Annotated in this window: 24 protein-coding genes and 1 rRNA gene; 24 read left to right on the top strand and 1 reads right to left on the bottom strand. The window is 51.4% G+C overall.

The window, feature by feature from the left end; translation table 11 throughout:
- Window positions 1-11: 11 nt before the first annotated feature.
- From rrf to rsmI, 10 genes are all read left to right on the top strand, one after another.
- Window positions 12-127: ribosomal RNA gene (gene rrf, locus EVJ24_RS14460) — 5S ribosomal RNA — on the top strand.
- Window positions 128-211: 84 nt separating this feature from the next.
- The gene (locus tag EVJ24_RS14455; protein ID WP_236637680.1) at window positions 212-1,633 is read left to right on the top strand and encodes an aminotransferase class I/II-fold pyridoxal phosphate-dependent enzyme; all 1,422 of its coding nucleotides are present in this window, start codon (window positions 212-214) and stop codon (window positions 1,631-1,633) included.
- 2 nt (window positions 1,634-1,635) lie between these two features.
- Complete coding sequence (gene tmk, locus EVJ24_RS14450; protein WP_071398623.1) at window positions 1,636-2,277, top strand: dTMP kinase; 642 nt, start codon at window positions 1,636-1,638, stop codon at window positions 2,275-2,277.
- Window positions 2,274-2,603, top strand: a complete 330-nt coding sequence (locus tag EVJ24_RS14445) for a cyclic-di-AMP receptor (protein WP_070329395.1) — start codon at window positions 2,274-2,276, stop codon at window positions 2,601-2,603. The genes tmk and EVJ24_RS14445 overlap by 4 nt, the downstream gene beginning before the upstream one ends.
- Window positions 2,604-2,608: 5 nt before the next feature.
- Window positions 2,609-3,613 (top strand): DNA polymerase III subunit delta', encoded by a 1,005-nt coding sequence (locus EVJ24_RS14440; protein ID WP_236637678.1) that lies wholly within the window; start codon window positions 2,609-2,611, stop codon window positions 3,611-3,613.
- A gap of 6 nt (window positions 3,614-3,619) precedes the next feature.
- The gene (locus tag EVJ24_RS14435) at window positions 3,620-4,450 is read left to right on the top strand and encodes a PSP1 domain-containing protein (protein WP_070329394.1); all 831 of its coding nucleotides are present in this window, start codon (window positions 3,620-3,622) and stop codon (window positions 4,448-4,450) included.
- Between the two features lie 23 nt (window positions 4,451-4,473).
- Entirely contained in the window at window positions 4,474-4,809 is a 336-nt protein-coding gene (yabA, locus tag EVJ24_RS14430; protein WP_016510808.1) for a DNA replication initiation control protein YabA, read from the top strand.
- 65 nt (window positions 4,810-4,874) lie between these two features.
- A complete protein-coding gene (locus tag EVJ24_RS14425) occupies window positions 4,875-5,609 on the top strand; it encodes a tRNA1(Val) (adenine(37)-N6)-methyltransferase (protein WP_131441719.1) in 735 nt (244 codons plus the stop codon).
- A complete protein-coding gene (locus EVJ24_RS14420) occupies window positions 5,602-5,880 on the top strand; it encodes a GIY-YIG nuclease family protein (RefSeq protein ID WP_131441718.1) in 279 nt (92 codons plus the stop codon). Before EVJ24_RS14425 ends, EVJ24_RS14420 begins: the two co-directional genes overlap by 8 nt.
- A complete protein-coding gene (gene rsmI / locus EVJ24_RS14415) occupies window positions 5,852-6,721 on the top strand; it encodes a 16S rRNA (cytidine(1402)-2'-O)-methyltransferase (protein WP_131441717.1) in 870 nt (289 codons plus the stop codon). Before EVJ24_RS14420 ends, rsmI begins: the two co-directional genes overlap by 29 nt.
- A gap of 16 nt (window positions 6,722-6,737) precedes the next feature.
- On the opposite strand, the gene EVJ24_RS14410 is transcribed toward rsmI, so the two are convergent.
- On the bottom strand, window positions 6,738-7,031 hold the full coding sequence (locus EVJ24_RS14410; protein ID WP_070329391.1) for an AbrB/MazE/SpoVT family DNA-binding domain-containing protein: 294 nt from the start codon (window positions 7,029-7,031) through the stop codon (window positions 6,738-6,740).
- Between the two features lie 330 nt (window positions 7,032-7,361).
- Between EVJ24_RS14410 and metG the strand changes: the two genes are divergently transcribed.
- From metG to EVJ24_RS14340, 14 genes are all read left to right on the top strand, one after another.
- The gene (gene metG / locus EVJ24_RS14405; RefSeq protein WP_071398625.1) at window positions 7,362-9,320 is read left to right on the top strand and encodes a methionine--tRNA ligase; all 1,959 of its coding nucleotides are present in this window, start codon (window positions 7,362-7,364) and stop codon (window positions 9,318-9,320) included.
- Between the two features lie 53 nt (window positions 9,321-9,373).
- The gene (locus EVJ24_RS14400) at window positions 9,374-10,141 is read left to right on the top strand and encodes a TatD family hydrolase (protein WP_071398626.1); all 768 of its coding nucleotides are present in this window, start codon (window positions 9,374-9,376) and stop codon (window positions 10,139-10,141) included.
- Window positions 10,138-11,445: a 3D domain-containing protein gene (locus EVJ24_RS14395; protein ID WP_084813009.1), complete on the top strand. Its 1,308-nt coding sequence runs from the start codon at window positions 10,138-10,140 to the stop codon at window positions 11,443-11,445. The genes EVJ24_RS14400 and EVJ24_RS14395 overlap by 4 nt, the downstream gene beginning before the upstream one ends.
- On the top strand, window positions 11,438-11,998 hold the full coding sequence (gene rnmV / locus EVJ24_RS14390; protein ID WP_016510695.1) for a ribonuclease M5: 561 nt from the start codon (window positions 11,438-11,440) through the stop codon (window positions 11,996-11,998). Before EVJ24_RS14395 ends, rnmV begins: the two co-directional genes overlap by 8 nt.
- The gene (gene rsmA, locus EVJ24_RS14385; protein ID WP_071398628.1) at window positions 11,995-12,873 is read left to right on the top strand and encodes a 16S rRNA (adenine(1518)-N(6)/adenine(1519)-N(6))-dimethyltransferase RsmA; all 879 of its coding nucleotides are present in this window, start codon (window positions 11,995-11,997) and stop codon (window positions 12,871-12,873) included. Before rnmV ends, rsmA begins: the two co-directional genes overlap by 4 nt.
- Before the next feature lie 83 nt (window positions 12,874-12,956).
- Window positions 12,957-13,193, top strand: a complete 237-nt coding sequence (locus EVJ24_RS14380; protein ID WP_070329386.1) for a Veg family protein — start codon at window positions 12,957-12,959, stop codon at window positions 13,191-13,193.
- Between the two features lie 101 nt (window positions 13,194-13,294).
- Complete coding sequence (ispE, locus tag EVJ24_RS14375; RefSeq protein ID WP_071398629.1) at window positions 13,295-14,158, top strand: 4-(cytidine 5'-diphospho)-2-C-methyl-D-erythritol kinase; 864 nt, start codon at window positions 13,295-13,297, stop codon at window positions 14,156-14,158.
- A gap of 73 nt (window positions 14,159-14,231) precedes the next feature.
- Window positions 14,232-15,056 carry a pur operon repressor gene (gene purR / locus EVJ24_RS14370; RefSeq protein WP_071398630.1) on the top strand — a complete coding sequence of 275 codons (825 nt, stop codon included), beginning with the start codon at window positions 14,232-14,234 and terminating at the stop codon, window positions 15,054-15,056.
- Window positions 15,057-15,193: 137 nt separating this feature from the next.
- Complete coding sequence (gene spoVG, locus EVJ24_RS14365) at window positions 15,194-15,493, top strand: septation regulator SpoVG (protein WP_070329383.1); 300 nt, start codon at window positions 15,194-15,196, stop codon at window positions 15,491-15,493.
- Window positions 15,494-15,676: 183 nt separating this feature from the next.
- Window positions 15,677-17,032 carry a bifunctional UDP-N-acetylglucosamine diphosphorylase/glucosamine-1-phosphate N-acetyltransferase GlmU gene (glmU, locus tag EVJ24_RS14360; RefSeq protein WP_071398632.1) on the top strand — a complete coding sequence of 452 codons (1,356 nt, stop codon included), beginning with the start codon at window positions 15,677-15,679 and terminating at the stop codon, window positions 17,030-17,032.
- Between the two features lie 45 nt (window positions 17,033-17,077).
- Window positions 17,078-18,034, top strand: a complete 957-nt coding sequence (locus EVJ24_RS14355; RefSeq protein WP_016509622.1) for a ribose-phosphate diphosphokinase — start codon at window positions 17,078-17,080, stop codon at window positions 18,032-18,034.
- 56 nt (window positions 18,035-18,090) lie between these two features.
- A complete protein-coding gene (gene pth / locus EVJ24_RS14350) occupies window positions 18,091-18,648 on the top strand; it encodes an aminoacyl-tRNA hydrolase (protein ID WP_131441716.1) in 558 nt (185 codons plus the stop codon).
- Window positions 18,649-18,693: 45 nt separating this feature from the next.
- Entirely contained in the window at window positions 18,694-22,221 is a 3,528-nt protein-coding gene (gene mfd, locus EVJ24_RS14345) for a transcription-repair coupling factor (protein WP_131441715.1), read from the top strand.
- The gene (locus tag EVJ24_RS14340; RefSeq protein ID WP_131441714.1) at window positions 22,205-23,752 is read left to right on the top strand and encodes a polysaccharide biosynthesis protein; all 1,548 of its coding nucleotides are present in this window, start codon (window positions 22,205-22,207) and stop codon (window positions 23,750-23,752) included. Before mfd ends, EVJ24_RS14340 begins: the two co-directional genes overlap by 17 nt.

Raw genomic sequence — 23,752 nt, 5'->3', positions numbered from 1 at the left:
ACAATCCCTTGTCTGGTGGCGATAGCGAAGCGGCCACACCCGTTCCCATGCCGAACACGGAAGTTAAGCGCTTCAGCGCCGAAAGTAGTTGGGGGTCTCCCCCTGTGAGGATAGGACGTTGCCAGGCCATATGAAGGACGACCAAGCACATGCTTGGTCGTCTCTTTTTGTATAATTTATGCGTACGGTGTCGGATAAGGAGGATTTCCACATGACTCGAAAGCCTAAAAATAATCCATTCACGTTTATGGAAATGCTTGAACAGCACGTTCGGGAAGGACGTGTGTCGTTTCATGTGCCAGGTCATCATAACGGGACCGTGACAGATGATAGCCTCCCGACAGCATTTAATAAAATCATGCCGTATGATTTAACCGAACTTGCACATCTGGATGACCTTCATCACGCTGAAGGGATTATCCAGCAAGGTGAAGAGGCTCTTGGGACCCTGTATCAAAGTAAGAGTAAATGGTTAGTCAACGGATCGACCGTTGGCAACTGGAGCATGTTAGCTGCGACAGTCAAACGAGGTGAGCGGGTATACGTCCAGCGAAACTCACACAAATCAGTTTGGAACGCAATTGAATGGTTGGGCCTAGAGCCGATTTTATTGACTCCTGAACTAGAACGGGGCAGCGGTCTGCCGACGGTCGTGTCCCTTCGTACCGTCGAAGCGGCAGTTACGCAATACCCCGGAGGAAAAGCGTTACTGCTTACGTCCCCGACTTACTATGGGGATATGGCAGATGTACGGGCAATCAGTCGTTTTCTGAAAACGTTAACGATTCCCTTACTCGTAGACGAGGCGCATGGGGCACACTTGATTCATCCGAATCTCCCAAACCGCTCAGCAATTTTTGAAGGGGCGAGCGCTGTCGTCCAGTCCGCCCATAAGACACTCCCGGCATTCACGATGGGGGCATGGATTCATTATAAGGAAGATATTAATGAATCGCGTCTATTTCATGCGCTTTCTTCCTTCCAGACGTCTAGCCCGTCTTACTTGATCATGGCGTCGCTTGATCACGCTCGAGCTTATCTCGAAAATTTGAGTGACCGAGATTGGTCACTGATTCAAACGAGTCATTTAGCTTTTATTATGGAAATGAGACGTGCCGGTTTCACGATAAAAGTGGGCGACGATTTCACAAAAATGACGGTACTGACTTATCCGAAGAACGGTTTGATCTTTAGTAGACATCTATCTTCGATTGGAATTGATATTGAACTTGCGGCCGAGGACCATGTGTTATTCTGTCTGCCGTTCCGGGAATTAAAAACGCAAGAGATCCATCATTGGGTGAAGCTGATTAAAAATGCTTCTCAGCATGTCCCGCTTATTGACGAGGATGAAACAATTTATCCGTTTCCGATGACAGAGCCTGTTTCGCGCCTTCATCTTATAAAAGAAGATACACAGGTCGTGCGCCTTCCGTTCGATGAAGCGATCGGACGCATTGCAGCTGAGACGATTATCCCTTATCCGCCAGGGATCCCTTGGATTTTGAAAGGTGAGACCGTGACGGATGAGAAAATTCGTGTGTTAAAAGAGTGGATTTCGTTGGGACGGAACCTCCAGGCGAACAGACATGTTATGATAAAACAAATTGATGTTATCGTAGAGGAGTTTTAAACGTGAAAGGTATGTTCATCACTGTCGAAGGTCCAGACGGGTCTGGAAAGACGACGCAGTTGCAATTGCTGGCTAACGCCTTGACTAAAAAAGGGTATGAGGTTGTTATGACACGAGAGCCAGGAGGAACGAAAGTCGGGAATAGCATCCGGGAAGTGTTATTGTCTCCAGAGCATGACGAAATGACACCACGCACCGAAATGATGCTGTATGCAGCGTCTCGTGCACAAAACGTGGATCAGGTGATTCGTCCGGCCATCGACCGGGGTGCCATCGTTGTTTGTGACCGGTTTGTCGATGCATCCATCGCGTACCAAGGGTATGGTCTTCAGTATGACTTAGAGCAAGTTGTGTCGCTCAATAAGTGGGCGACAGCTGGAGTCACACCCGATTTGACTTTCTTATTCGACTTAAGTCCAGAGCAGTCGAGTCATCGCATGAAAGAACGTGGGCAGTTAGATCGAATCGAGAGTCGGGACGAGGCGTTTCACCAACGCGTCTATGAAGGTTTCTTGACGTTACTTCAACAAAATCCTGGCCGAATGGTCCGAATCGACGCAAGCCAGACGATTGAACTCATCCAAGATGAAGTGTTCGATATCACGATAGAACGACTACACGAAAGAGGAGTGAACGAATTATGAAAATGGTAATCGCAATCGTACACGATAAAGACAGCGCGCGTTTGTCAGACGCTTTAATTGAAGAGGATTTTCGAGCGACGAAATTGGCTACGACCGGAGGCTTTTTGAAGGAAGGTAATACGACGTTCATGATTGGTGTACCGAAAGAACGCCTTGACGATTTGCTAGGTTTGATCAAATCGAACTGCTCAAGCCGCGATCAAATGATTACGCCAATCTCGCCTATGGGTGGACATGCCGATTCATACATTCCGTATCCTGTTGAAGTCCAAGTTGGCGGAGCGACTATTTTCGTCTTGCCGATTGAAGGATTTCATCAGTTTTAATGGGAATGGTCACACATATGCGATTCCAAGAGTTGACTGAATCACAGAAAGTCGTAGCAAAAGTGATTGAAAATTCGATAGCCGCTCAAAAAATCGGGCACGCCTACATTTTTTCGGGTGACTATGAACCTTATCTGATTGAAACGGCCCAATTATTTGCCAAGGCACTTTTTTGTGAGATGCCGAGTGGAGCTGAACCTTGTGGCGTTTGCCGAAACTGCAAACGGATGGATTCTGGCAATATCGTCGACTACATGGAAGTTGAACCGGACGGGGCCAGTATCAAAAAAGAACAAATCCAGCAGCTATTGAGCGACCTGTCGTTACGGGGAGCCGAGGGCGATCGTCAAGTCTATGTGATCCACCAAGCGCATAAAATGACGACGCAAGCAGCGAACAGTTTATTAAAATTTTTTGAGGAACCCGGTGTCGGCAAACTCGCCATTTTGGTGACGACACAACCTCAACTGCTTCTCCCGACGATTCGTTCCCGGGCTCAACACTTAGTATTTCGCCCCATTGACCGGGTCCGCCTTGCTGAAAAACTGGCAGAAGAGATGCAATGCACGAACGATTTGGCACGTCTTGCCCTGACCGTTTATCCGAAATGGGACGATGCGCGCGAGGCACTTCACAACGACTGGTTTGTACAGGCGTACGGGCTAGTGGTACAATTAGTTGAAGTATTGACAAAACGGCCGCAAGAGTTGCTTTTGTTCGCCCAAGAGAAGTGGCTCGGTCACTTCAAAGGGCGCAATGAACTCCGAGTCGGCCTCGAACTGTTCGAAAGTTGGTTGGAGGAAGCTCTCCACTTCAAAGTTCGAACCGATTATGTCCCGGAACTGTTCACGAAAGAGCAGTCGTTATATACGGCTTTCGTGAATGATCGTCCGGTACACAAAATCGTCCATGCCATCGAATTCGTTCATGAAGCGATTCGACGGCTCGAGGCAAACGTCAATCCTCAATTAACGTTCGAACGGTTAACGTTCGATTTGCAGAAGGGATAGGAGAGCGTGCTTGAAGTAGTTGGAGTCCGTTTTAAAGAAGCGGGAAAAATCTATTACTTTTCACCAGGCGAAGCAACGCTTGAACGTGGAGACCATGTCATCGTCGAGACGGTGCGAGGAATCGAATACGGTGAAATCGTCCAAGTTGGTAAACAACTAGGTGAAGACGAAGTCGTCTTGCCGTTGAAAACGATCCTTCGTGTCGCCGATCAAAAAGATGCCGAAATCGTTCAAGACAACCGATTGGCAGCTGTTGACGCTCACGCCGTCTGTGAAGAAAAAATTCGCGAACATCGACTTGAGATGAAATTAGTAGATGTTGAGTATACATTTGATCGTAATAAAGTTATTTTTTATTTCACGGCTGAGGGGCGCGTTGATTTTCGCGAGCTTGTTAAAGACTTAGCGAGCGTGTTCCGGACACGGATCGAACTCCGACAAATCGGGGTGCGGGATGAAGCGAAGCTACTCAGTGGAATCGGTCCTTGTGGTCGAGTGCTGTGTTGTTCCTCGTTCTTAGGCGAGTTCGAACCGGTGTCCATCAAGATGGCCAAGGATCAAAACCTTTCTTTGAACCCTAACAAGATCTCCGGTGTATGCGGTCGTCTCATGTGTTGTCTCAAATATGAGAACGATACGTATGAAGAATTGAAACGAGACTTGCCAGACGTCGGGAAGCGAATCAAAATTCCAGAAGGTGACGGACGTGTCGTCGGTCTCAACATCTTGGATCAGTTGATTCAAGTCGAATTGAATGACCGGACTCGTGTTGTGACGTATACGATCGATGAACTCGTCGAAGTCGGTGCGGTCAAACGAAAACCGTTGAAACAGTGATGGGGTGCTGAGCAGTGGAGAGAATGGATAAAAAAGAAGTTATGATGCGGGTCGATGCCATCGAGCAACAGATGTACGTGTTGACGGAGCATTTAAGCGTGCTCAAAGAACAACTCGCCTATTTGCTTGAAGAAAACCAACATATGTATCTCGAGAACCATCACCTGCGTGAAAAGGTTGAGCAACTTGCAGAAGTCGAAACCCCTGATGGCGATCCGCAAATCGCTTTGTCCGGAAAAGGACAGAACAACTTGGCGGCGCTCTATCAGGAAGGGTTCCATATTTGCAACTTGCACTACGGACAAGTCAGAAAAGATGGCGATTGCCTTTTCTGTATGTCGATGTTAAATAAGCATTAATCTGGGGCGATAGACGGAGGAAATCTCTGTCCGTCGCCTCTGTTGTTATATAGGAGGGAAACAGCGTGACTGTAAAACAAGGGGAGCGCCTTGACGATTTGCTTGGACGCCCCGGTAAAATCATCCAAAGTGATGATGTCTTTTCATTCTCATTGGATGCTGTGCTACTCGCCGAATTCGTTTGGGTACCGATTCAACAAGGAAAGTTGGTCGATTTATGCGCTGGCACCGGCGCAATCCCACTCTTTTTATCTTATCGGACGAAAGGGACGGTGACGGGCGTCGAGATTCAGCCCCGGCTCGTCGACATGGCGAATCGCAGCATTGAGGTGAACGGTCTCGAAGAGCGGCTTCACATCATCGAAGGAGATGTGAAAACGGCCGCCTCCAGTCTCGGCCATGCCCGTTATGATGTTGTGACGTGTAACCCACCTTACTTCCTGGCCAATGAGACGTCGCTTCGCAATCAAAATGAGCACCATACGATTGCTCGTCATGAAGTACTCTGTACGCTTGAAGATTGCATTCGTTCGGCAAGTCAGCTTGTGAAGCCAGGCGGGAAAGTCGCGTTCGTCCATCGGCCCGAACGGCTGCTCGATATCGTCACGCTCATGCGGACATACCGCATTGAGCCGAAGCGGATGCAGCTCGTCTACCCGAAGGCAGGACGAGATGCGAACACATTACTTATAGAGGGGTCTAAAGATGGAAAACCAGGACTCACGATCTTACCTCCGTTTATCGTTTATGAGGAAGATGATACGTATACGAAAACGATGCGAGACATCCTCGATGCGTAACTATTATGCGTATATTCTTGAATGCAGTGACCAAACCTACTACACCGGTTACACGACCGATATCAAAAAACGGGTCACTGTGCACAACGCCGGTAAAGGTGCGAAATATACGAGGGCGCGTCTCCCGGTCAGTCTTCGATACGTCAAGTCGTTCGAGACGAAACAGGAAGCGATGCGGTATGAATGGTCGATCAAACAATTGACCCGCGCTCAAAAACAGCAGCTGATGGAGGGGACGACCAATGAATTCACAGAAAAGTTATCAAACTGAGGGGCCGACGCTTTATGTCGTACCGACACCGATCGGCAACTTAGAGGACATGACGTACCGGGCTGTCCGCATCATGCGTGAAGTCGATTTGATTGCGGCCGAAGACACACGGCAAACGATGAAACTATGTCGTCATTTCGAGATCGAGACGAAATTGGTCAGCTATCATGAGCACAATAAGCAAGTGAGCGGACCCCGTTTAATTGAAGACATTCAAAACGGTAAGTCTGTCGCTGTCGTATCGGATGCGGGCATGCCTGGTATTTCAGATCCTGGGAGTGACCTCGTCCGACTCGCGATCGAGGCGAAGCTGCCAGTTGTCGTCTTGCCAGGTGCGAACGCGGCACTCACGGCACTCGTCGCATCTGGCCTCGCGACAGAACGGTTCTTATACTACGGGTTTTTACCTCGTAAAAAGAAAGAGCGGACCGAAGTGTTGGCTTCCCTTCAATATGAACCGGGTACACTCATCTTTTATGAGGCGCCGCATCGGTTGAAAGAGATGTTGACCGGGGTGAAGGACGTACTCGGTAATCGCGAAATCGTGCTCGGTCGAGAGTTGACGAAAACGTTCGAAGAGTTTTTAAGAGGCACGGTTGAAGAGGCGCTCGCATGGTGCGAGGGCGAGGTGCGTGGCGAATTCGTCGTCATGGTGAGCGGCTCTACAGAGTCGGTACCGACGAGCGACTGGTGGGAAGCGCTGTCGCCTTTAGAGCATGTCGACCGGTACATCGAAGACGGACTCAAACCGAACGCGGCCATCAAGCAAGTCGCAAAAGAGCGTGGCTTGGCACGAAGCGAAGTCTACGATTCGTATCATCAAGTCGACAAAAAAGAGTAAGCAAGGGAATCCTTGCTTACTCTTCGCTGTAGTAGTTCTCGAGCATGTTTTTCAACTCGACGAGAACGCGCTGTGCGCCTTCAGGTGAAAGGATGAGTTTTCCGTCAGCCAACTTGAAGTTGTCGTCAGATACTTCGCCTGTCACTTGGCATGTCATGTTTGGTTTGTATTTTTTTAAGATGATTTGTTCGTTGTCGACGTAAATTTCGAGTGCGTCTTTTTCAGCGATACCGAGTGTCCGGCGCAATTCAATTGGAATAACGACGCGGCCGAGCTCGTCAACTTTCCGTACGATACCTGTAGATTTCATTTTGTGTTTCCTCCTCCAATGATGTCGAAATCTCATGGTGACATGAATCGTCAAAATTCGACAATGTAGCTTCAGCAAAAAGCATACTAAACTTTCCAATTGCAGTCAACTGCTTACTATTGGAAATGCGTATTTTTCGAAAAATGACGATAAGGGAATCATATATCCATAAAATTCCCCGAAAGTTTACACCTGAAACAAAGAAAGGTTTTTTTTGGAACATATTTTATGAACTAGTATCAAATTAATTCCAAACAATTGGTTTGGAAATTCTTTTGTCGAACCGTGTATAATGGAAATTGCAAATGTCGAAAGGATGGAGAACATACTATGGCGAAGCCAACTTTTTATATCACGACTCCGATTTACTATCCGAGTGCGAAACTACACATTGGTCATGCCTATACGACGGTGGCCGGCGATGCGATTGCTCGCTATAAGCGTTTGAAAGGATTTGACGTCCGTTACTTGACTGGGACCGACGAGCATGGACAGAAGATTCAAGAAAAGGCCCAAGAAGCTGGCGTGACGCCACAAGCGTTTGTCGATGAAGTCGTCAAAGACATCCGTGTGCTTTGGGACAAGCTTGAGATCTCATATGACGATTACATCCGGACAACTGACGCCCGTCATAAAGCGGTCGTCGAGCACGTATTTGAGACACTGCTCAAAAATGATGATATTTACCTCGGTGAGTACGAAGGGTGGTACTCAATCCCGGACGAGACGTACTATACAGAATCACAACTCGTTGATGGGAAAAGTCCTGACAGCGGCCATCCGGTGGAACTCGTGCGCGAAGAGTGCTATTTCTTCCGCCTCAGCAAGTATGCGGACCGGTTGATCGAGTACTTCGAGTCACATCCGGATTTCATTTTACCGGAATCGCGTAAAACTGAAATGATCAACAACTTCTTGAAACCGGGACTGCAGGATTTGGCAGTCTCGCGGACGACGTTCGACTGGGGTGTACAAGTCCCGTCGAATCCGAAACACGTCGTATACGTCTGGGTCGACGCGCTCACGAACTATATCTCCGCGCTCGGCTACGGGACAGATAACGATGAATTGTTCAATCGTTACTGGCCGGCAGACGTACACTTGGTCGGGAAAGAAATCGTTCGTTTCCATACTATCATTTGGCCGGCGCTGCTCATGGCGCTTGACCTACCGCTACCGAAGCAAGTGTTCGCGCACGGCTGGTTGCTCATGAAAGACGGTAAGATGTCGAAGTCAAAAGGGAACGTCGTCGATCCGATTCCACTCATCGACCGCTACGGTCTTGATTCGCTTCGCTACTACTTGCTCCGTGAAGTCCCATTCGGTGCAGACGGCACGTTCACACCGGAAGCGTTCGTCGATCGCTTGAACTTTGATCTCGCGAACGACCTCGGGAATCTTCTCAACCGGACCGTTGCCATGATCAAGAAGTATTTCGATGGCAACGTACCGGCTTATGCGGGGAATGTGACGGCGTTCGATGCGGAACTTCTCCGTATGGTAAACGAAACGACGAACAAGACAGAAGAAGCGATGGAGCATATGGAATTCTCGGTCGCCCTCGCAAGCATTTGGCAACTCGTCAGCCGAGCCAATAAATATATCGATGAGACACAACCATGGGTGCTCGTAAAAGATGAGTCGAAGCGTGATGAGCTTGCGTCTGTGATGACGCACCTCGCCGGCGTACTCCGCCATGTCGCGATCATGATTCAACCGTTCATGACACGGGCGCCGAAAGAAATGTTCCGTCAGCTCGGACTCGTTGACGAAGACATGTCATGGGAAGCGCTCGATACGTTCGCTGCCTTTGATGGGGCGGTCGTGACGGACGGAACGCCGATTTTCCCACGTCGAGACGTGAAAGAAGAAGTCGATGCGATTCAAGAGATGATGCGTCAAGCTTCGCAAGCGCGCATCGAAGCGGAAGCAACGCCGGCTGAAACTGAAGATGAGGACGTCCGTCCAGAAATCACGATCGATGTGTTCGACCAAGTTGAGTTTCGGGTCGGGCAAATCGTCGAAGCAGATAAGATCAAGAAAGCGAAAAAACTATTGAAGCTTCAAGTCGACCTTGGCGGCGAAACGCGACAAATCGTCTCGGGTATCGCCGAATGGTATGCGCCGGAAGACTTAGTCGGTAAAAAAGTGATCGTCGTCGCCAACTTGAAACCGGTCAAACTCCGCGGTGAACTGTCTCAAGGAATGATTTTAGCAGCCGATAAAGATGGTAAGCTAGAACTCGCCACCGTCTCAGAGAATATGCCGAACGGGGCCATCGTCAAATAATTTTGAGGGAGACTTCGGTCTCCCTCTCTTTGTCTAAATAAGGAGGATGCATCATGTTGATTGATACGCACACCCATATTAACGCTGAGCAGTTCAATGAAGATGTCGAGGCGACAATCGAGCGTGCTCGAACTGCCGGCGTCTCGCCGATGCTCGTCGTCGGATTCGATACACCTACGATTGACCGTGCCATTGAGTTGGCTGAGGCGTATGAGGACGTCTACGCCATCATTGGCTGGCATCCGGTCGACGCGATTGACTGCACCGAAGCTGAACTCGCCCGAATTGAAGCGCTTATGGCACATCCTAAAGTGATGGCACTCGGGGAAATCGGTCTCGATTACCATTGGGACAAGTCACCGAAAGATGTACAGCAGCGTGTGTTCCGTCAGCAAATCGCGATCGCGAAGCGGACGAACATGCCGATCGTCATCCACAACCGCGAAGCGACGGCGGACGTGCTCGATCTGCTAGAAGAAGAGCACGCGGAAGTTGTCGGCGGCGTGTTTCATAGTTACAGCATGTCTGTCGAACTGCTCGAGCGCTGTTTGAAGTTGAATTTTTATATCTCGCTCGGCGGACCGGTGACGTTCAAAAACGCCAAAGTGCCAAAGCAAGTGGCGCAGCAGGTACCGCTCGACCGTCTTCTTGTCGAGACGGATTGCCCCTATTTGACGCCGACACCGTTCCGCGGTAAACGAAATGAGCCGGCATACGTCACTTACGTCGCTGAAGAGATTGCAGCGCTCCGCGGCATACCTTACGAAGCACTCGCCGAGGCTACGACCGCCAATGCGAAACGGCTGTTCCGACTTCCATGATGATTAGACGTTTCGTGTTAAGTGTAGGCGTTATTGTCGTTGCCGTCTTCGCCTACATGATGATGCAGCCGGAGAAGATTACGATTATCGATAACGGTGTCAAGATTGAGCACGATACACAGGCTGATTCGGTCATCGAAGTGCTCACCGAGGCCGGGATCACGATCGATGAGGCTGACTATGTGACGCCGGCACTCAGTGCAGACGTCCCGCCGGAGCGTGTCATTCATATCGAACGGGCCCAAACGGTGTCGCTCCAGATCGGTTACGGTCAAATGGAGACGATTGATACCCGTGAGCGGACCGTTGGTGATGTCCTGCTCCGATACGGTGTGAGCGTGCGAGAAGGTGATGATGTCTATCCGTCGGTCAGAACGCCGATCACGTCAGGCATGACGATTCGCTATCAGCCGGTCGTGGCGCTTGATTTGATCATAGGCGATGATGCGTCAAAAGTTTATACGATGGCATCGACCGTGGAAGAGGCGTTACGAGAAGCCCGAATTGAGATTTCAGATAAAGATACGGTCGTTCCGGCGCTCACGGCCGAAGTGCGTGATGGGATGACGATCACCGTCAACATGAGCCGAGACGTCGTTCAATATGAGAACCGCTTAATCCCGTTCGAGATCATTGAAGAAGAGGATGCGACACTTGCAGCCGGAACGACCGAAGTGTCACAAGTCGGCGTCCCTGGTCTAGAGCGGACGCGGTATGCACTGACAGTTGAAAATGGTACAATTACAAATCGGACCGAGACAGACGTCGAAATGGTGCAGACAGTGCGACCGCAAATCATTAAGGTCGGTACGAAAGTCGCAACCGAGCGCGAAGCCGAGTTTGAAGCAGCCGAAGCGCCGACTGAGACCGTTGACTCGACAAGTCCATTCCGCGAGGAAGCGGAAATCAAAATCGAGGAAACACCTCGGGCCGACGATGTCCTTGACTTCACATCAGCCAAACAACTCCTCGTCGAGGCCACCGCCTATACGAACAATGCAGAAGACACCGTGACGTATGACGGCAGAGTACTGACGCGCAGCGGCTATGACGTGACGGATACGATCCTGTATGAAGGAATGCGAATCATTGCGGTCGACCCGGCCGTCATCCCGCTCGGAACCCGCGTCTATATCGAAGGGTTTGGCATGGCGATTGCTCTCGATACAGGCAGCGCGATCAAAGGCAATATTATCGATATCATGATGGATACGAAAGAGGAAGCGGTCACGTTTGGTCGTAAGCCACTGACGATTTGGGTGATCCCGAAGCAAGAAGAGAAAGAAGGAACTGACAATGCGTGAGAAAATACAAGAAGTGATCGTCGTCGAAGGACGCGATGATACGACCCGGCTTCAAGAAGTGTACGACGTCGACACGATTGAGACGAACGGTTCGGCCGTGTCAAAACAGACAATCGAACGGATCAAACGTGCCCAGGAGACTCGTGGTGTCATCATCTTGACCGACCCGGACTATCCTGGCGATCGGATCCGGGCCATCGTCGAAGAGCAAGTGAAGGGCTGTAAACACGCCTACCTCCCTCGGGCCGAGGCGAAAGACAAACGAGGGAAAATCGGCGTCGAACACGCGACACCTGCGACAATTCGTCGTGTGCTCGAGGCGGTTTATGAAACGCGAGTTGAGACGGACGAGCCGCTCGTCACGCGACAAATGGTGCTCGAGGCCGATTTGATCGGTGGGGCGGATGCCGCAACTCGTCGCAAGCGTCTTGGCGTCTTGCTCCGCATCGGGGAACCGAACGCCAAACAATTTGTGAAACGAGTCGAAGCGTTGCGCGTGACCATCGAGGAATGGGAGCGGGCGCTCGCTCAGTTAGAGGAGGAAAATCATTGAAAGATATTGCAACGATTCATCGCACGAAAGCGATTTTACAACGTCACGGCTTCTCATTCAAAAAGTCGCTCGGACAAAACTTTTTAATCGACTTGAATATATTAAATAAAATCGTCGACGCCGCAGAACTAGGTGAAGCGAGCGGTGTGCTCGAAATCGGTCCGGGAATCGGCTCGTTGACGGAACAATCGGCCAAGCGGGCGCAAAAAGTAGTCGCGCTTGAAATCGATCAACGCCTTCTACCGATCCTTGAAGACACGATGGCGCCTTACCCGAACGTTCACGTCATTCATGGGGACGCGCTCGAGCTCGACATTCGCAGCATCGTGGAACGTGAGTTCTTGAGTGAGGGGATTGACGATATCGCGGTCGTCGCCAACTTGCCATATTATGTGACGACGCCGATTATCATGCGTTTGCTCGAGAGCCGGATCAAATTCCGTTCGCTCGTCATGATGATTCAAAAAGAAGTGGCTGAGCGCATCGGGGCGAAACCTGGCACGAAAGCGTACGGTTCTTTATCAATCGCGATCCAGTATTATGCGGAAGCGAGTGTAAGCTTTATCGTACCGAAAAGCGTGTTCATGCCGGCTCCAAACGTCGACTCGGCCGTGATCACGCTCAAGATGCGTCCGCGCCCGGCTGTCGATGTCGAAGACGAAGCCTTTTTCTTTGAAATCGCCCGCGCTAGTTTCGCGCAACGTCGAAAAACGATTTTGAACAACTTGACGAATCATCTCGGCAAAGATAAAAAAGTAGACCTTGAACGTCTCTTGAATGAAGCGGGAATCGACCCGAAACGGCGAGGCGAAACGCTTTCGCTTCAAGAGTTTGCACGCTTAGCAGACACAATTTTACCACTTAAAAATAGTTGACGACTGGATAGCGAGTCGCTATAATATTTATTCTTTATTTCTGTTTTAGAATATGCTATACTTGTAACAGTGAGGTGAAGCGTATGCCAAAGACGTTGCAAGAAATCAGACAAAAACTCGAATCACATGTTGGAGAACGATTGACGTTGAAAGCAAACGGCGGTCGTAAGAAAGTCGTTACTCGGTTTGGAACGCTCGTTGAGACGTATCCCGCGGTGTTCGTTGTCAAGTTGGATGAAGAGCATCACAACGTGGAACGTGTCTCTTATAGCTACGCTGATGTCCTAACGGATACAGTTAAAATTGAATTCAGTAATTGATCGATAAATGAGGGGCGGATGCATTGGCAGCTGCTTCTTTTTTTGTGCGTCCGTTTACGGTACAATGGCGAACAGGAGATACATTGGGAAGGGTGAACGATATGCGTACGATCAGTGTGAAAGCGCCGGCAAAAATCAATTTGACACTAGACGTCCTCGGGAAGCGGACGGACGGCTATCATGAAGTAGAAATGGTGATGACGACAGTGGACTTGTCCGACCGGCTCGAATTGACCGTACTCGATACGGATGAGATTCGAATCCAGTCTGAGCACGCCTATGTCCCGAGCGATCATCGGAACTTAGCTTACCGTGCGGCCGATTTGTTGCGGAAGCGGTTCGACATCGCAGAAGGAGTCGAAATCGTCCTCGATAAACAAATCCCGGTCGCAGCAGGGCTCGCCGGAGGATCGAGTGATGCGGCGGCGACGCTTCGGGGAATGAACGAACTGTTCGAGCTCGGTTTGACGCTCGAGGAGTTAGCAGAGCTCGGAGCCGCGGTCGGTTCAGACGTCTCGTTTTGTGTGATGGGTGGAACCGCGATCGCCCGGGGCCGCGGTGAGATATTAGAGACGATTCCGTCACCGCCGCCGTGCTATGTCGTGTTGGCGAAGCCGAAGCTCGGTGTATCGACGGCTGACGTGTATCGAGCCGTTCAGATGGAGAAAATCGTCCATCCAGATACTGCGGCGATGGTTAAAGCGATTCGTGAACGGGACTTTGACGGAATTTGTGCGAACCTCGGTAACGCGCTTGAAGGTGTCACGCTTGAACTGCATCCCGAAGTCCGTCAAATCAAAGAGACGATGCTGCATTGTGGTGCTGATGGCGTGTTGATGAGCGGTAGCGGCCCGACCGTATTCGCGCTCATCGAGCACGAGCAAAAAGCGCACCGCGTCTATAACGGACTGAAAGGATTTTGTCCGGAAGTGTTCGTCGTTCGGATTCTCGGCAAAAAACATTGAACAAAGACGAATGAAAGTGATATATTCTGTTTAGAACATTCGTCTATTATTGACAAAGTGAAGGGGAATCCGTATGAAAATTCGTAGAAGTGGTCGTCTCGTCGATATGACCCGTTATATGCTTGACCATCCACATCAGCTCGTCTCGTTATCGATGTTTTCGAGCCGCTATCAGTCTGCTAAATCATCGATCAGTGAAGATTTAGTCATCGTCAGTGAAATGCTCGCCCACGACGGTACCGGGAAATTGATTACCGTCCCAGGTGCGGCCGGGGGAGTCATGTTCATTCCAGGGTGGAGCAAAGACAAGTCGCTATCGATGATCGATAGCTTGTGCGATCAACTGTCGAAACCGGAGCGTCTGCTTCCGGGAGGCTATTTATACTTAACCGACGTGCTTGGTAATCCGCGTCAAGTGAAACCGATGGGACAAATCTTCGCCTCGGTGTTTGCGGACCGTAAAGTCGACGTCGTCATGACAATTGCGACAAAAGGGATTCCGCTCGCCTACGCGGTCGCTGAGCAATTAGGTGTTCCGTTCGTCATCGTCCGGTCCGACAGCCGTGTCACGGAAGGGTCGACCGTCAGTATCAATTACGTGTCCGGCTCGTCAAAAGCAATCCGTACGATGGCGCTCGCCCGTCGAAGCTTGCCACGAGGCGCAAACGTCTTGCTCATCGATGACTTTATGAAAGCAGGCGGGACGATCCGTGGGATGATGAGCCTGTTGAATGAGTTCGAGGCAAACCTCGCGGGTGTCGGTGTCTTGATGGAGGCCGAAGGTGCCGAGAAGAAAATGGTGAGTGAGTACGTCAGCTTGATGAAGTTGACGAACGTTGATGCAGATGAAGGACTCGTCACAATTTCACGCGGTAACGTCGAACAGTTCTTAAAGTGATTGGCAAAAATTTGATTTCGTTTTATGATGAGAGGGTATATCAGTCATAGAAGTCAAAAACGATTCGCTTGAATCACCTCAACCTTTTAGTGAAGGTACACCATGGGATAGACAACGAAGAAAAGGGGATGCGAAACATGCAGATCACAGACGTAAAAATTCGCAAAGTGACGACGGAAGGTAGGATGAAGGCACTCGCTTCAATCACGCTCGACCAAGAGTTTGTCGTGCATGACCTTCGAATCATCGAAGGAAGCACTGGTCTCTTCGTCGCGATGCCGAGTAAACGAACGCCGGAAGGCATCTTCCGAGACATCGCTCACCCGATCAATGGAGATATGCGCCAAAAAGTCGAGGCGGCTGTGCTCGAAGCCTACGGCACGGTCGATGTTTCCACTTACGAAGCACAGGAATCATACAACGGTATAAACGAATAATGACTCGACAGCGGATGGGGACCCTTCCGCTGCCTTTTTGCGTTTGATTAGTTACGAATGGTTACAACGGTTGAAACCGCGTCACGGTTTCGATATAGTAGAAACGGTGTATTCAGGATTTAAATATAGAAAAAACCGAACGTTTGAATAAAAACAGTCGATTAAGATAGGGGCGAATCAAGAATGGATCGTTTTGCAGTCATTTTGGCAGCAGGTAAAGGGACGCGTATGAAGTCTAAGCTCTATAAAGTGCTTCATCCGGTCCTTGGAAAACCGATGGTCGAACATGTCGTCGACCAACTCGACAAAATCGGGGTCAGTCGTCAAATCGTCATCGTCGGTCACGGGGCTGAAGCGGTACAAGAGACGCTAGGCTCACGCGTCGAGTACGCGGTCCAAGAACAGCAACTTGGAACGGGCCATGCGGTTCAAATGGCAGAAGCTGAGCTCGCTGGTAAATCAGGTGCGACGCTTGTCGTCTGTGGTGACACACCACTTCTCACAGCGGAAACGTTGGAGGCGCTCCTTGCCCATCATGAGGCGCAGCAAGCGAAAGTAACGGTACTGACGGCGATCGCTGACGATGCGACCGGTTATGGTCGCGTCATCCGTGGAGAAGACGGTAACGTGACGAAAGTCGTCGAACATAAAGACGCCTCTGCCGCAGAGCAAGCGATTCTTGAAATCAATACGGGAACTTACGTGTTTGACAACGAATTATTGTTTGATGCCCTCAAACAAGTCGGTAACGATAACGTCCAAGGTGAGTATTACTTGCCAGACGTCATCGCGATTGCGAAAGAAGCAGGCGAAGTTGTCGCGGCCCATACCGCGCCGACGTTCGGTGAGACGATCGGTGTCAATGATCGCGTCGCTCTCGCGCAGGCTGAAACGATCATGCGCAAACGGACGAATGAACGCCTTATGCGTGAAGGTGTGACCTTCATGGACCCGGCCTCGACATACATTTCGCCGGACGCCGTCATCGGATCAGATACGATCATCTACCCAGGGACAGTCATTCTTGGCAAGACGGTCATCGGTTCAGAGTGCGTGATCGGACCGAACTCGGACATCCGCAACAGTGTGATTGAAGACGGTGCGACCGTTCGTCAATCGGTACTCAGTGATAGCCGTGTCGGAAATCATGCGCAAGTTGGGCCGTTCGCCCACCTTCGTCAACAAGCAGTCCTTGGCGCCAATACGCGCGTCGGCAATTTCGTGGAAATCAAAAAATCAACGTTCGGGGACGGTGCGAAAGCATCGCATCTCAGCTATATCGGAGATGCCTCGATCGGTGAACGTGTCAATCTCGGATGTGGATCGATCACGGTCAACTATGATGGTAAGAATAAGTTTGAGACGGTCGTTGAAGCAGACGCGTTTGTCGGATGTAACGTCAACTTGATTGCCCCGGTAACAGTCGGGAAAGGTGCGATCGTCGCTGCCGGTTCAACGATTACAAACGATGTCCCTGAAGAAGCTCTCGCGATTGCGCGCGAGCGTCAAACGAACAAAGAAGGTTACACGAAACGCTAAGTTGCTGCCTATTACTATGGAAAACGATGGAGGAGAATCCTAAACATGTCTACTGTATATGAACGTGAAATTCGCCTATTTAGCTTAAACTCGAACCGCCCGTTAGCTGAAGAAATTGCCAAAGAAATCGGTGTCCCACTCAGCGACTGCCAAGTGAAGCGGTTTAGCGACGGAGAACTTTACATCAATATCGAGGAGAGCGTCCGAGGCGACGATGTGTACATCATCCAATCGACGAGCTCACCAGTGAATGAAACGCTCATGGAATTGCTCGTGATGATCGATGCGCTGAAACGGGCCTCGGTACGCACGATCAACGTCGTCATCCCATACTATGGTTACGCACGCCAAGACCGTAAAGCACGGTCGCGTGAGCCGATCACAGCGAAACTCGTTGCCGATCTGCTTACGGTAGCCGGAGCGACACGCGTCATCACAATGGACTTGCACGCCGCTCAAATCCAAGGTTTCTTCAATATTCCAGTAGACCAATTGTTAGGTGTCCCGCTCATCTCGACGTATTTCGAGACAGATGAGTTCAAAGCAAAAGATATCGTCGTCGTCTCACCAGATCACGGCGGTGTCACGCGCGCGCGGAAGCTCGCAGAACGTTTGAAAGCACCAATCGCCATCATCGACAAACGACGCCCGGAAGCGAACGTGGCCGAAGTCATGAACATCGTTGGCAGCGTTGAAGGCAAAACAGCCATCTTGATCGATGATATCATCGATACGGCCGGTACGATCACACTCGCAGCAGACGCAATCGTCCAAGCGGGAGCAAAAGAAGTATACGCTTCATGTACTCACCCGGTTCTGTCTGGCCCGGCAATGGAGCGAATCGACAACTCGTCAATCAAAGAACTCGTCGTCCTCAACACGATCGATTTGACTGGTCGCGAGTACTCGAGCAAAATCAAGCAGATGTCGGTTGCCCGTTTGCTTGGGGAAGCGATCATGCGTGTCCACGAGCACAAATCGGTGAGCACGCTGTTCGATTAAAAAAAACGAGGCCCGAAGGCGTTCGCCTTTGGGCTTTTTTGTTCAGGAGGAACATGATGAAATGTATCGTCGGTCTCGGGAATCCGGGCAAGAAATATGGAATGACCCGTCATAATATCGGGTTTTTAGCAATTGATCGGTTAGCGGACAAGCACGGGATCACGCTTGACGAAGCCAAGTTTAAAGCAGTCATTGGAACGGGAAGAATCAATGGAGAGCGGGTCGTTCTCGTCAAGCCGCTCACGTACATGAATCTATCAGGTGAAGCGGTCCGTCCGATTCTCGATTACTATAAAGTCGATATCGACGATTTACTCGTCATCTATGATGATTTAGACATGGTCCCAGGCAAACTCCGCCTGCGTCCGAAAGGGAGTGCCGGTGGACATAATGGCATCAAGTCATTGATTCAGCATCTAGGGACGATGGATTTTAAGCGGCTTAAGCTTGGCGTTGGACGTCCCCCGCACCCGATCAAAGTCGTTGATTGGGTACTGATGAGTTATCGAAAAGAAGATATGTCCGAATTGAACGATACGCTCGACCAAGCCGTGGCCGCCGCAACAGATTTTGTGGACACGGACTGGGTCGCGCTCATGAATCGATATAACTAAAGGGTCACAGCACCCTTTTTTGTCGTATAAGGTGGAGGAAAACAAATGAACGCTTTAGAGAGATTTATGGTGACACTGCCGGAGACGAACGTGATTCGAGACCGGTTGCCTAAAGTCGACCGTCAACTCGTCACGGGATTGACGACAAGTGCCAAAGCGCTCGTTTTGGCCGGATTGGCGAAACAGTCGACACGCCGTCTCGTTGTCGTCACCCATAACATGTACCAAGCCCAAAAGATGTTCGACCAGCTTGAGCCGCTTGTCGGACCGAGCAAGACGTTGCTCTATCCGATTGACGAGACGCTCGCCGGGGAACTGTCGCTCACATCTAGTCCCGAGCTCCTCGCCGCGCGAATCGAAGCCAGAACACGTCTCCTGACCGAAGAGGGAGGCGTCCTTGTCGTACCGCTCGGCGGCTTGCGTCGTTTCGTGCCGAGTCCGACCGATTGGCTGGCGAGTCACCGGACGATCAAACCCGGGCAAGAGCTTGATTTAAAGCCGTTTGCCTCAACACTGATTGAACTTGGTTACGAGCGGACTGCCACGGTGACGGCACCGGGTGAGTTTTCGGTTCGCGGCAGCATTCTTGACGTCTATCCGCTCACGGAAGCGAGACCGTATCGAATTGATTTGTTCGACACGGAAGTCGATTCCGTCTTCACGTTCGATGCGGAGACGCAACGGTCGTTAGGTGTCGTTTCGGAAGCGGTCATCACGCCGGCGACCGAGTTCGTCGCATCGGTCGAACAGTTGAAGAAAGCCGGACAAGCGCTCGAACGGCAATACGACCGGACGCTCGAGCTGATTGAAACCGAGACGATTCGACAAGCGCTTGAATCAGGTATCGCCCGCGACATCGAACAGTTCGGGCGCGGTGATGTACCGGAGAAGCTCGGGAAGTATACGCCGCTACTTTATACGTCGACGCTACTTGACTATGTGGGTGCTGATTCGGTCCTCATGTTGGACGAAGTGGCCCGTATCGAGGACGCGGCGGACGTGCAAGACCGTGAAGAGGCCGAATGGTTCTCGTCACTGATCGAACGCGGGGAGTCGGTCAGCAACTATACCCTCGCCGTGCCAATGCACAAAGTGTTCCGAAACTTGAAACAAGTCGCGTTCTCGCTGCTACCATCACGGCGTTCGGGGATCCCGGAGACGAATACGGTCCATCTCAGTTGCCGCCCGCTCCCTGCCTTCCACGGACAGATGCACTTGTTGAAGCAAGAGGTCGAGCGGTGGCAACAAAGTGATCACCGAATCGTTTTCCTCGCTGGGGATCAAATGCGGGCAGACAAAGTCGTGGCGCTCCTTGAAGACTACGGGATCCCGTCCATGTTCACGAACGTTGACGGGGAGCTGTTGCCACGCCATGTCCACGTCATGATCGGACAGGTCGAAGGCGGATTCGAGTTATCGACGAGCCGCCTCGTCGTCGTCTCGGAAACGGAACTGTTCAAGCGGGTCACGAAACGGAAACGGCAGACGAAGAATTTGACGAACGCCGAACGGATCAAGAGTTATCAAGAGCTGAAGCCAAATGATCATGTCGTTCATATCCATCACGGGATTGGGAAATACTTAGGGATCAAAACGATCGAAGTCGGCGGGATCCATCAAGACTACCTCCATCTCGTGTACGCCGGGGATGACGCGCTTTACGTGCCGGTCGATCAAATCGACCTCGTCCAAAAGTACGTCGGGGCCGAAGGGAAAGAGCCGAAGATTTATAAACTCGGTGGAACCGAATGGAAGAAGGTCAAATCAAAAGTCGCCAAGTCGGTCGAAGACATTGCCGACGAGTTGATCAAACTTTATGCGGCCCGAGAGGCATCGGTCGGCTTCGCCTTCCCGGCGGACGATGACGAGATGAGCCAGTTCGAATCGACCTTCCCGTACGCCGAGACGGAAGACCAAGTTCGATCGATTGCCGAGATCAAGGCGGATATGGAACGGTCACGCCCGATGGATCGCCTGCTTTGCGGCGACGTCGGATATGGCAAGACCGAAGTCGCGATCCGGGCGGCGTTCAAGTCGGTGCTCGCCGGCAAACAAGTCGCGTTCCTCGTGCCGACAACGGTACTCGCGCAGCAACATTATGAGACGATGCTCGAACGGTTCAGTGAATTCCCGATCAACGTCTCGGTCATGAGCCGTTTCCGCTCGAAGAGTGAGCTGGCGGCGACGAAAAAAGGACTGAAAGAGGGAACGATCGACGTCGTCGTCGGGACGCACCGCGTGCTGTCGAAAGATGTGACGTTCGCCGATCTCGGCCTCGTCATCATCGATGAAGAACAGCGGTTCGGGGTCAAGCATAAAGAGCGCCTGAAACAGCTGAAGACGAACATCGACGTTTTGACGCTTACGGCGACACCGATTCCGCGGACGCTTCATATGTCGATGATTGGAATCCGTGATTTATCTGTCCTCGAGACACCGCCGGAGAACCGTTATCCGGTTCAGACGTACGTCATGGAATACGACGGCATCGTGTTGCGAGAAGCGCTCGAGCGCGAGCTCGCCCGTGGCGGCCAAGCGTTCTTCTTATATAACCGAGTCGAAGGGATCGAGCGGAAAGCCGAAGAGATTCGGGCGCTGTTGCCGGATGCTCGTATCGCGACGGCGCACGGCCGGATGACCGAGACCGAGCTTGAAAGTCAGCTCATCAGTTTTCTTGAAGGAGAAGCCGACGTCCTCGTCTCGACGACGATTATTGAGACCGGCATCGACATCCCGAACGTGAACACGCTCATCGTGCACGACGCTGATAAGATGGGGCTGTCACAGCTGTATCAGCTTCGAGGACGTGTCGGCCGATCGAACCGGATCGCGTATGCGTACTTCACGTATCGGAAAGACAAGCGGTTGACCGAAGTTGCGGAGAGCCGCCTCCAAGCAATCAAAGAGTTCACCGAGCTCGGCAGCGGGTTTAAGATCGCGATGCGTGACTTATCGATTCGCGGGGCCGGCAACCTGCTCGGTGCCCAACAATCCGGATTCATCGACTCGGTCGGGTTCGATCTGTATTCACAGATGCTGTCAGAAGCGATCGAAGAGCGGAAAGACCGCATGCGCGGTCAAGCGAAACAAGTCGTCTTCAAACCGGAAGTCACGTTCCAAGCGGATGCCTACATTCCGGACGATTACTTGTCGGACAGTGAACTGAAGATCGAGATGTATAAGCGGTTCAAATATGTCGATACACCAGAAGCACTGTTCGCGCTTCAAGACGAGCTGATCGAACGGTTCGGAGAATTCCCGGAACCGGTCGCGTTGCTCATCCAACTGACGCGTCTGCGCATTTACGGGGAGCTGGCGAAAGTGACACGGATCAAACAGTCACCAGAGCGGATCGATATCGTGCTATCGATGGAATCGACGACGGCACTCGATGTACCGTCGTTCATGGAATGGACGATGCCGCTCGGACGAAAACTCGGAGTCGGGCAAGACAACGGGGCGCTCAAACTGTCACTCAGCGGACGTATGCCAGTTGTCGAGCTGTTGAATGATGCCGACACGGTCCTTGAGGAACTCGTGAAGCGGTTGGTGGTCCATGCGGACGCCAAGTAAGTTCGCGACAGGCGTTGTCTTATTTGCGCTCGCAGGATACATTTCAAAATTTATTAGTTTTGCCTATCGGGTCCCGTATCAGAACATTGCCGGTGATTTTGGGTTATACGCTTACCAGACGGTATATCCGTTTGCGGCGATCGTCGCCTCGCTCGGGATTTACGCGATGCCGGTCGTGATTGCCAAAATCGGGGTCGGGGCACAAGGTCCAAGACAGAAGTTAGAAGTCCTGTGGGGCAGTTTTTATGCGCTCCTCGGCCTCGCTGTCGGCCTCGTGGTCGCGATGTTCGCGCTTGCGCCTGTCATCGCGCGCTTGCTCGGTGACCCCGAACTGGCGACGACGCTCCGGGTCATCAGTCTCAGCTACTTGTTGATGCCTGCGCTTGCGGTGCTGCGCGGGTCATTTCAATCAATCGATGACTTGCGACCGAGCGCGCTGTCGCAAGTACTTGAAAACTTGATTCGGGTCGCGGTGTTGCTCGTCTCACTGCTCGTCGGTGTCCGCTTCGGACGTGACGCATATGAACTCAGTCGCTATGCTTATGCGGCGACGTTAGTCGGCGGGAGTGTTGCTGTCGTCGTCTTGTCGATTTGGGCGAAAGGGTTCCGAATCGTCGCGGTCCGTGGCACAACACTGCGCGCCGTACTGCGTGTTCTCTTGACGAGCGGGCTTGCGGTCGGATTTGCGTCGCTCGGTATTCTTTGGATGCAACTCGTCGATTCATTCACGATCGTCAATTTGATGGGCGGCGATTATTCGGCCAAAGTGAGTAAAGGCGTGTTCGACCGTGGCTATCCGCTCGTGCAGTTTGCGATTCTCTTCACGACGGCACTCGGGATGGCGAACGTGCCGAACTTAGTCCGCCATTACCGGGCCGGGCGACTCACGGCGACGGCAACGGGCCTCAGTTCGATGATTCGAGTGACGACCACGGTCGCTGCGGCTGCAACAATCGGGCTGATGGGTGTCATGTGGCCTTTGAACGTCGCGTTGTTTGAAAACGCTGACGGTACAAGAGCGCTTGTATTGTTATCGACGAGTACGTTTGCGGCCTCGCTCGCGGTCGCGAGTATGACGTGCCTTCAAGCGATTGACAAAGAGCGGACGGCCGCCTTTGGTATGCTGTTTGCCATGATTGTAAAGTTTGCGATCAATTTGCTGCTCGTTCCACGTTATGGGATTGACGGGGCGGCAGTCGGTACATCGCTCGCATTTTTAGCGATGGCGGCCTTTAATTTTAATCGGCTCGACCAGAACATCCCGCTCGGTACGTTTCGGTTGCACCATTACGGACTGCTCTTAAAGACCGTCCTGCCCATGGGCATCGTCTTGCTCGGTTTGAACGCGTTAGCGTCTGAGTCACTATATAACCGCGTCAACGCACTCGGTTGGCTCGGTTTGATGGTGGTGTGCGGCGGCGCTTTGTACGTCTGGCGAGCGGTCAGGGAACAGGTGCTGACGATCGAAGAATGGGAGATGATCCCGTTTGGAAATCGACTCATCAATTTGATTGATAAAAAGGAGACCTAA

It is taken from the genome of Exiguobacterium sp. SH1S21 (assembly GCF_004337175.1).
Lineage (GTDB): Bacteria > Bacillota > Bacilli > Exiguobacteriales > Exiguobacteriaceae > Exiguobacterium > Exiguobacterium aurantiacum_A.
Note: the sequence above shows the minus strand (reverse complement) of the source record. Positions and strands in the feature narration are given on the sequence as shown.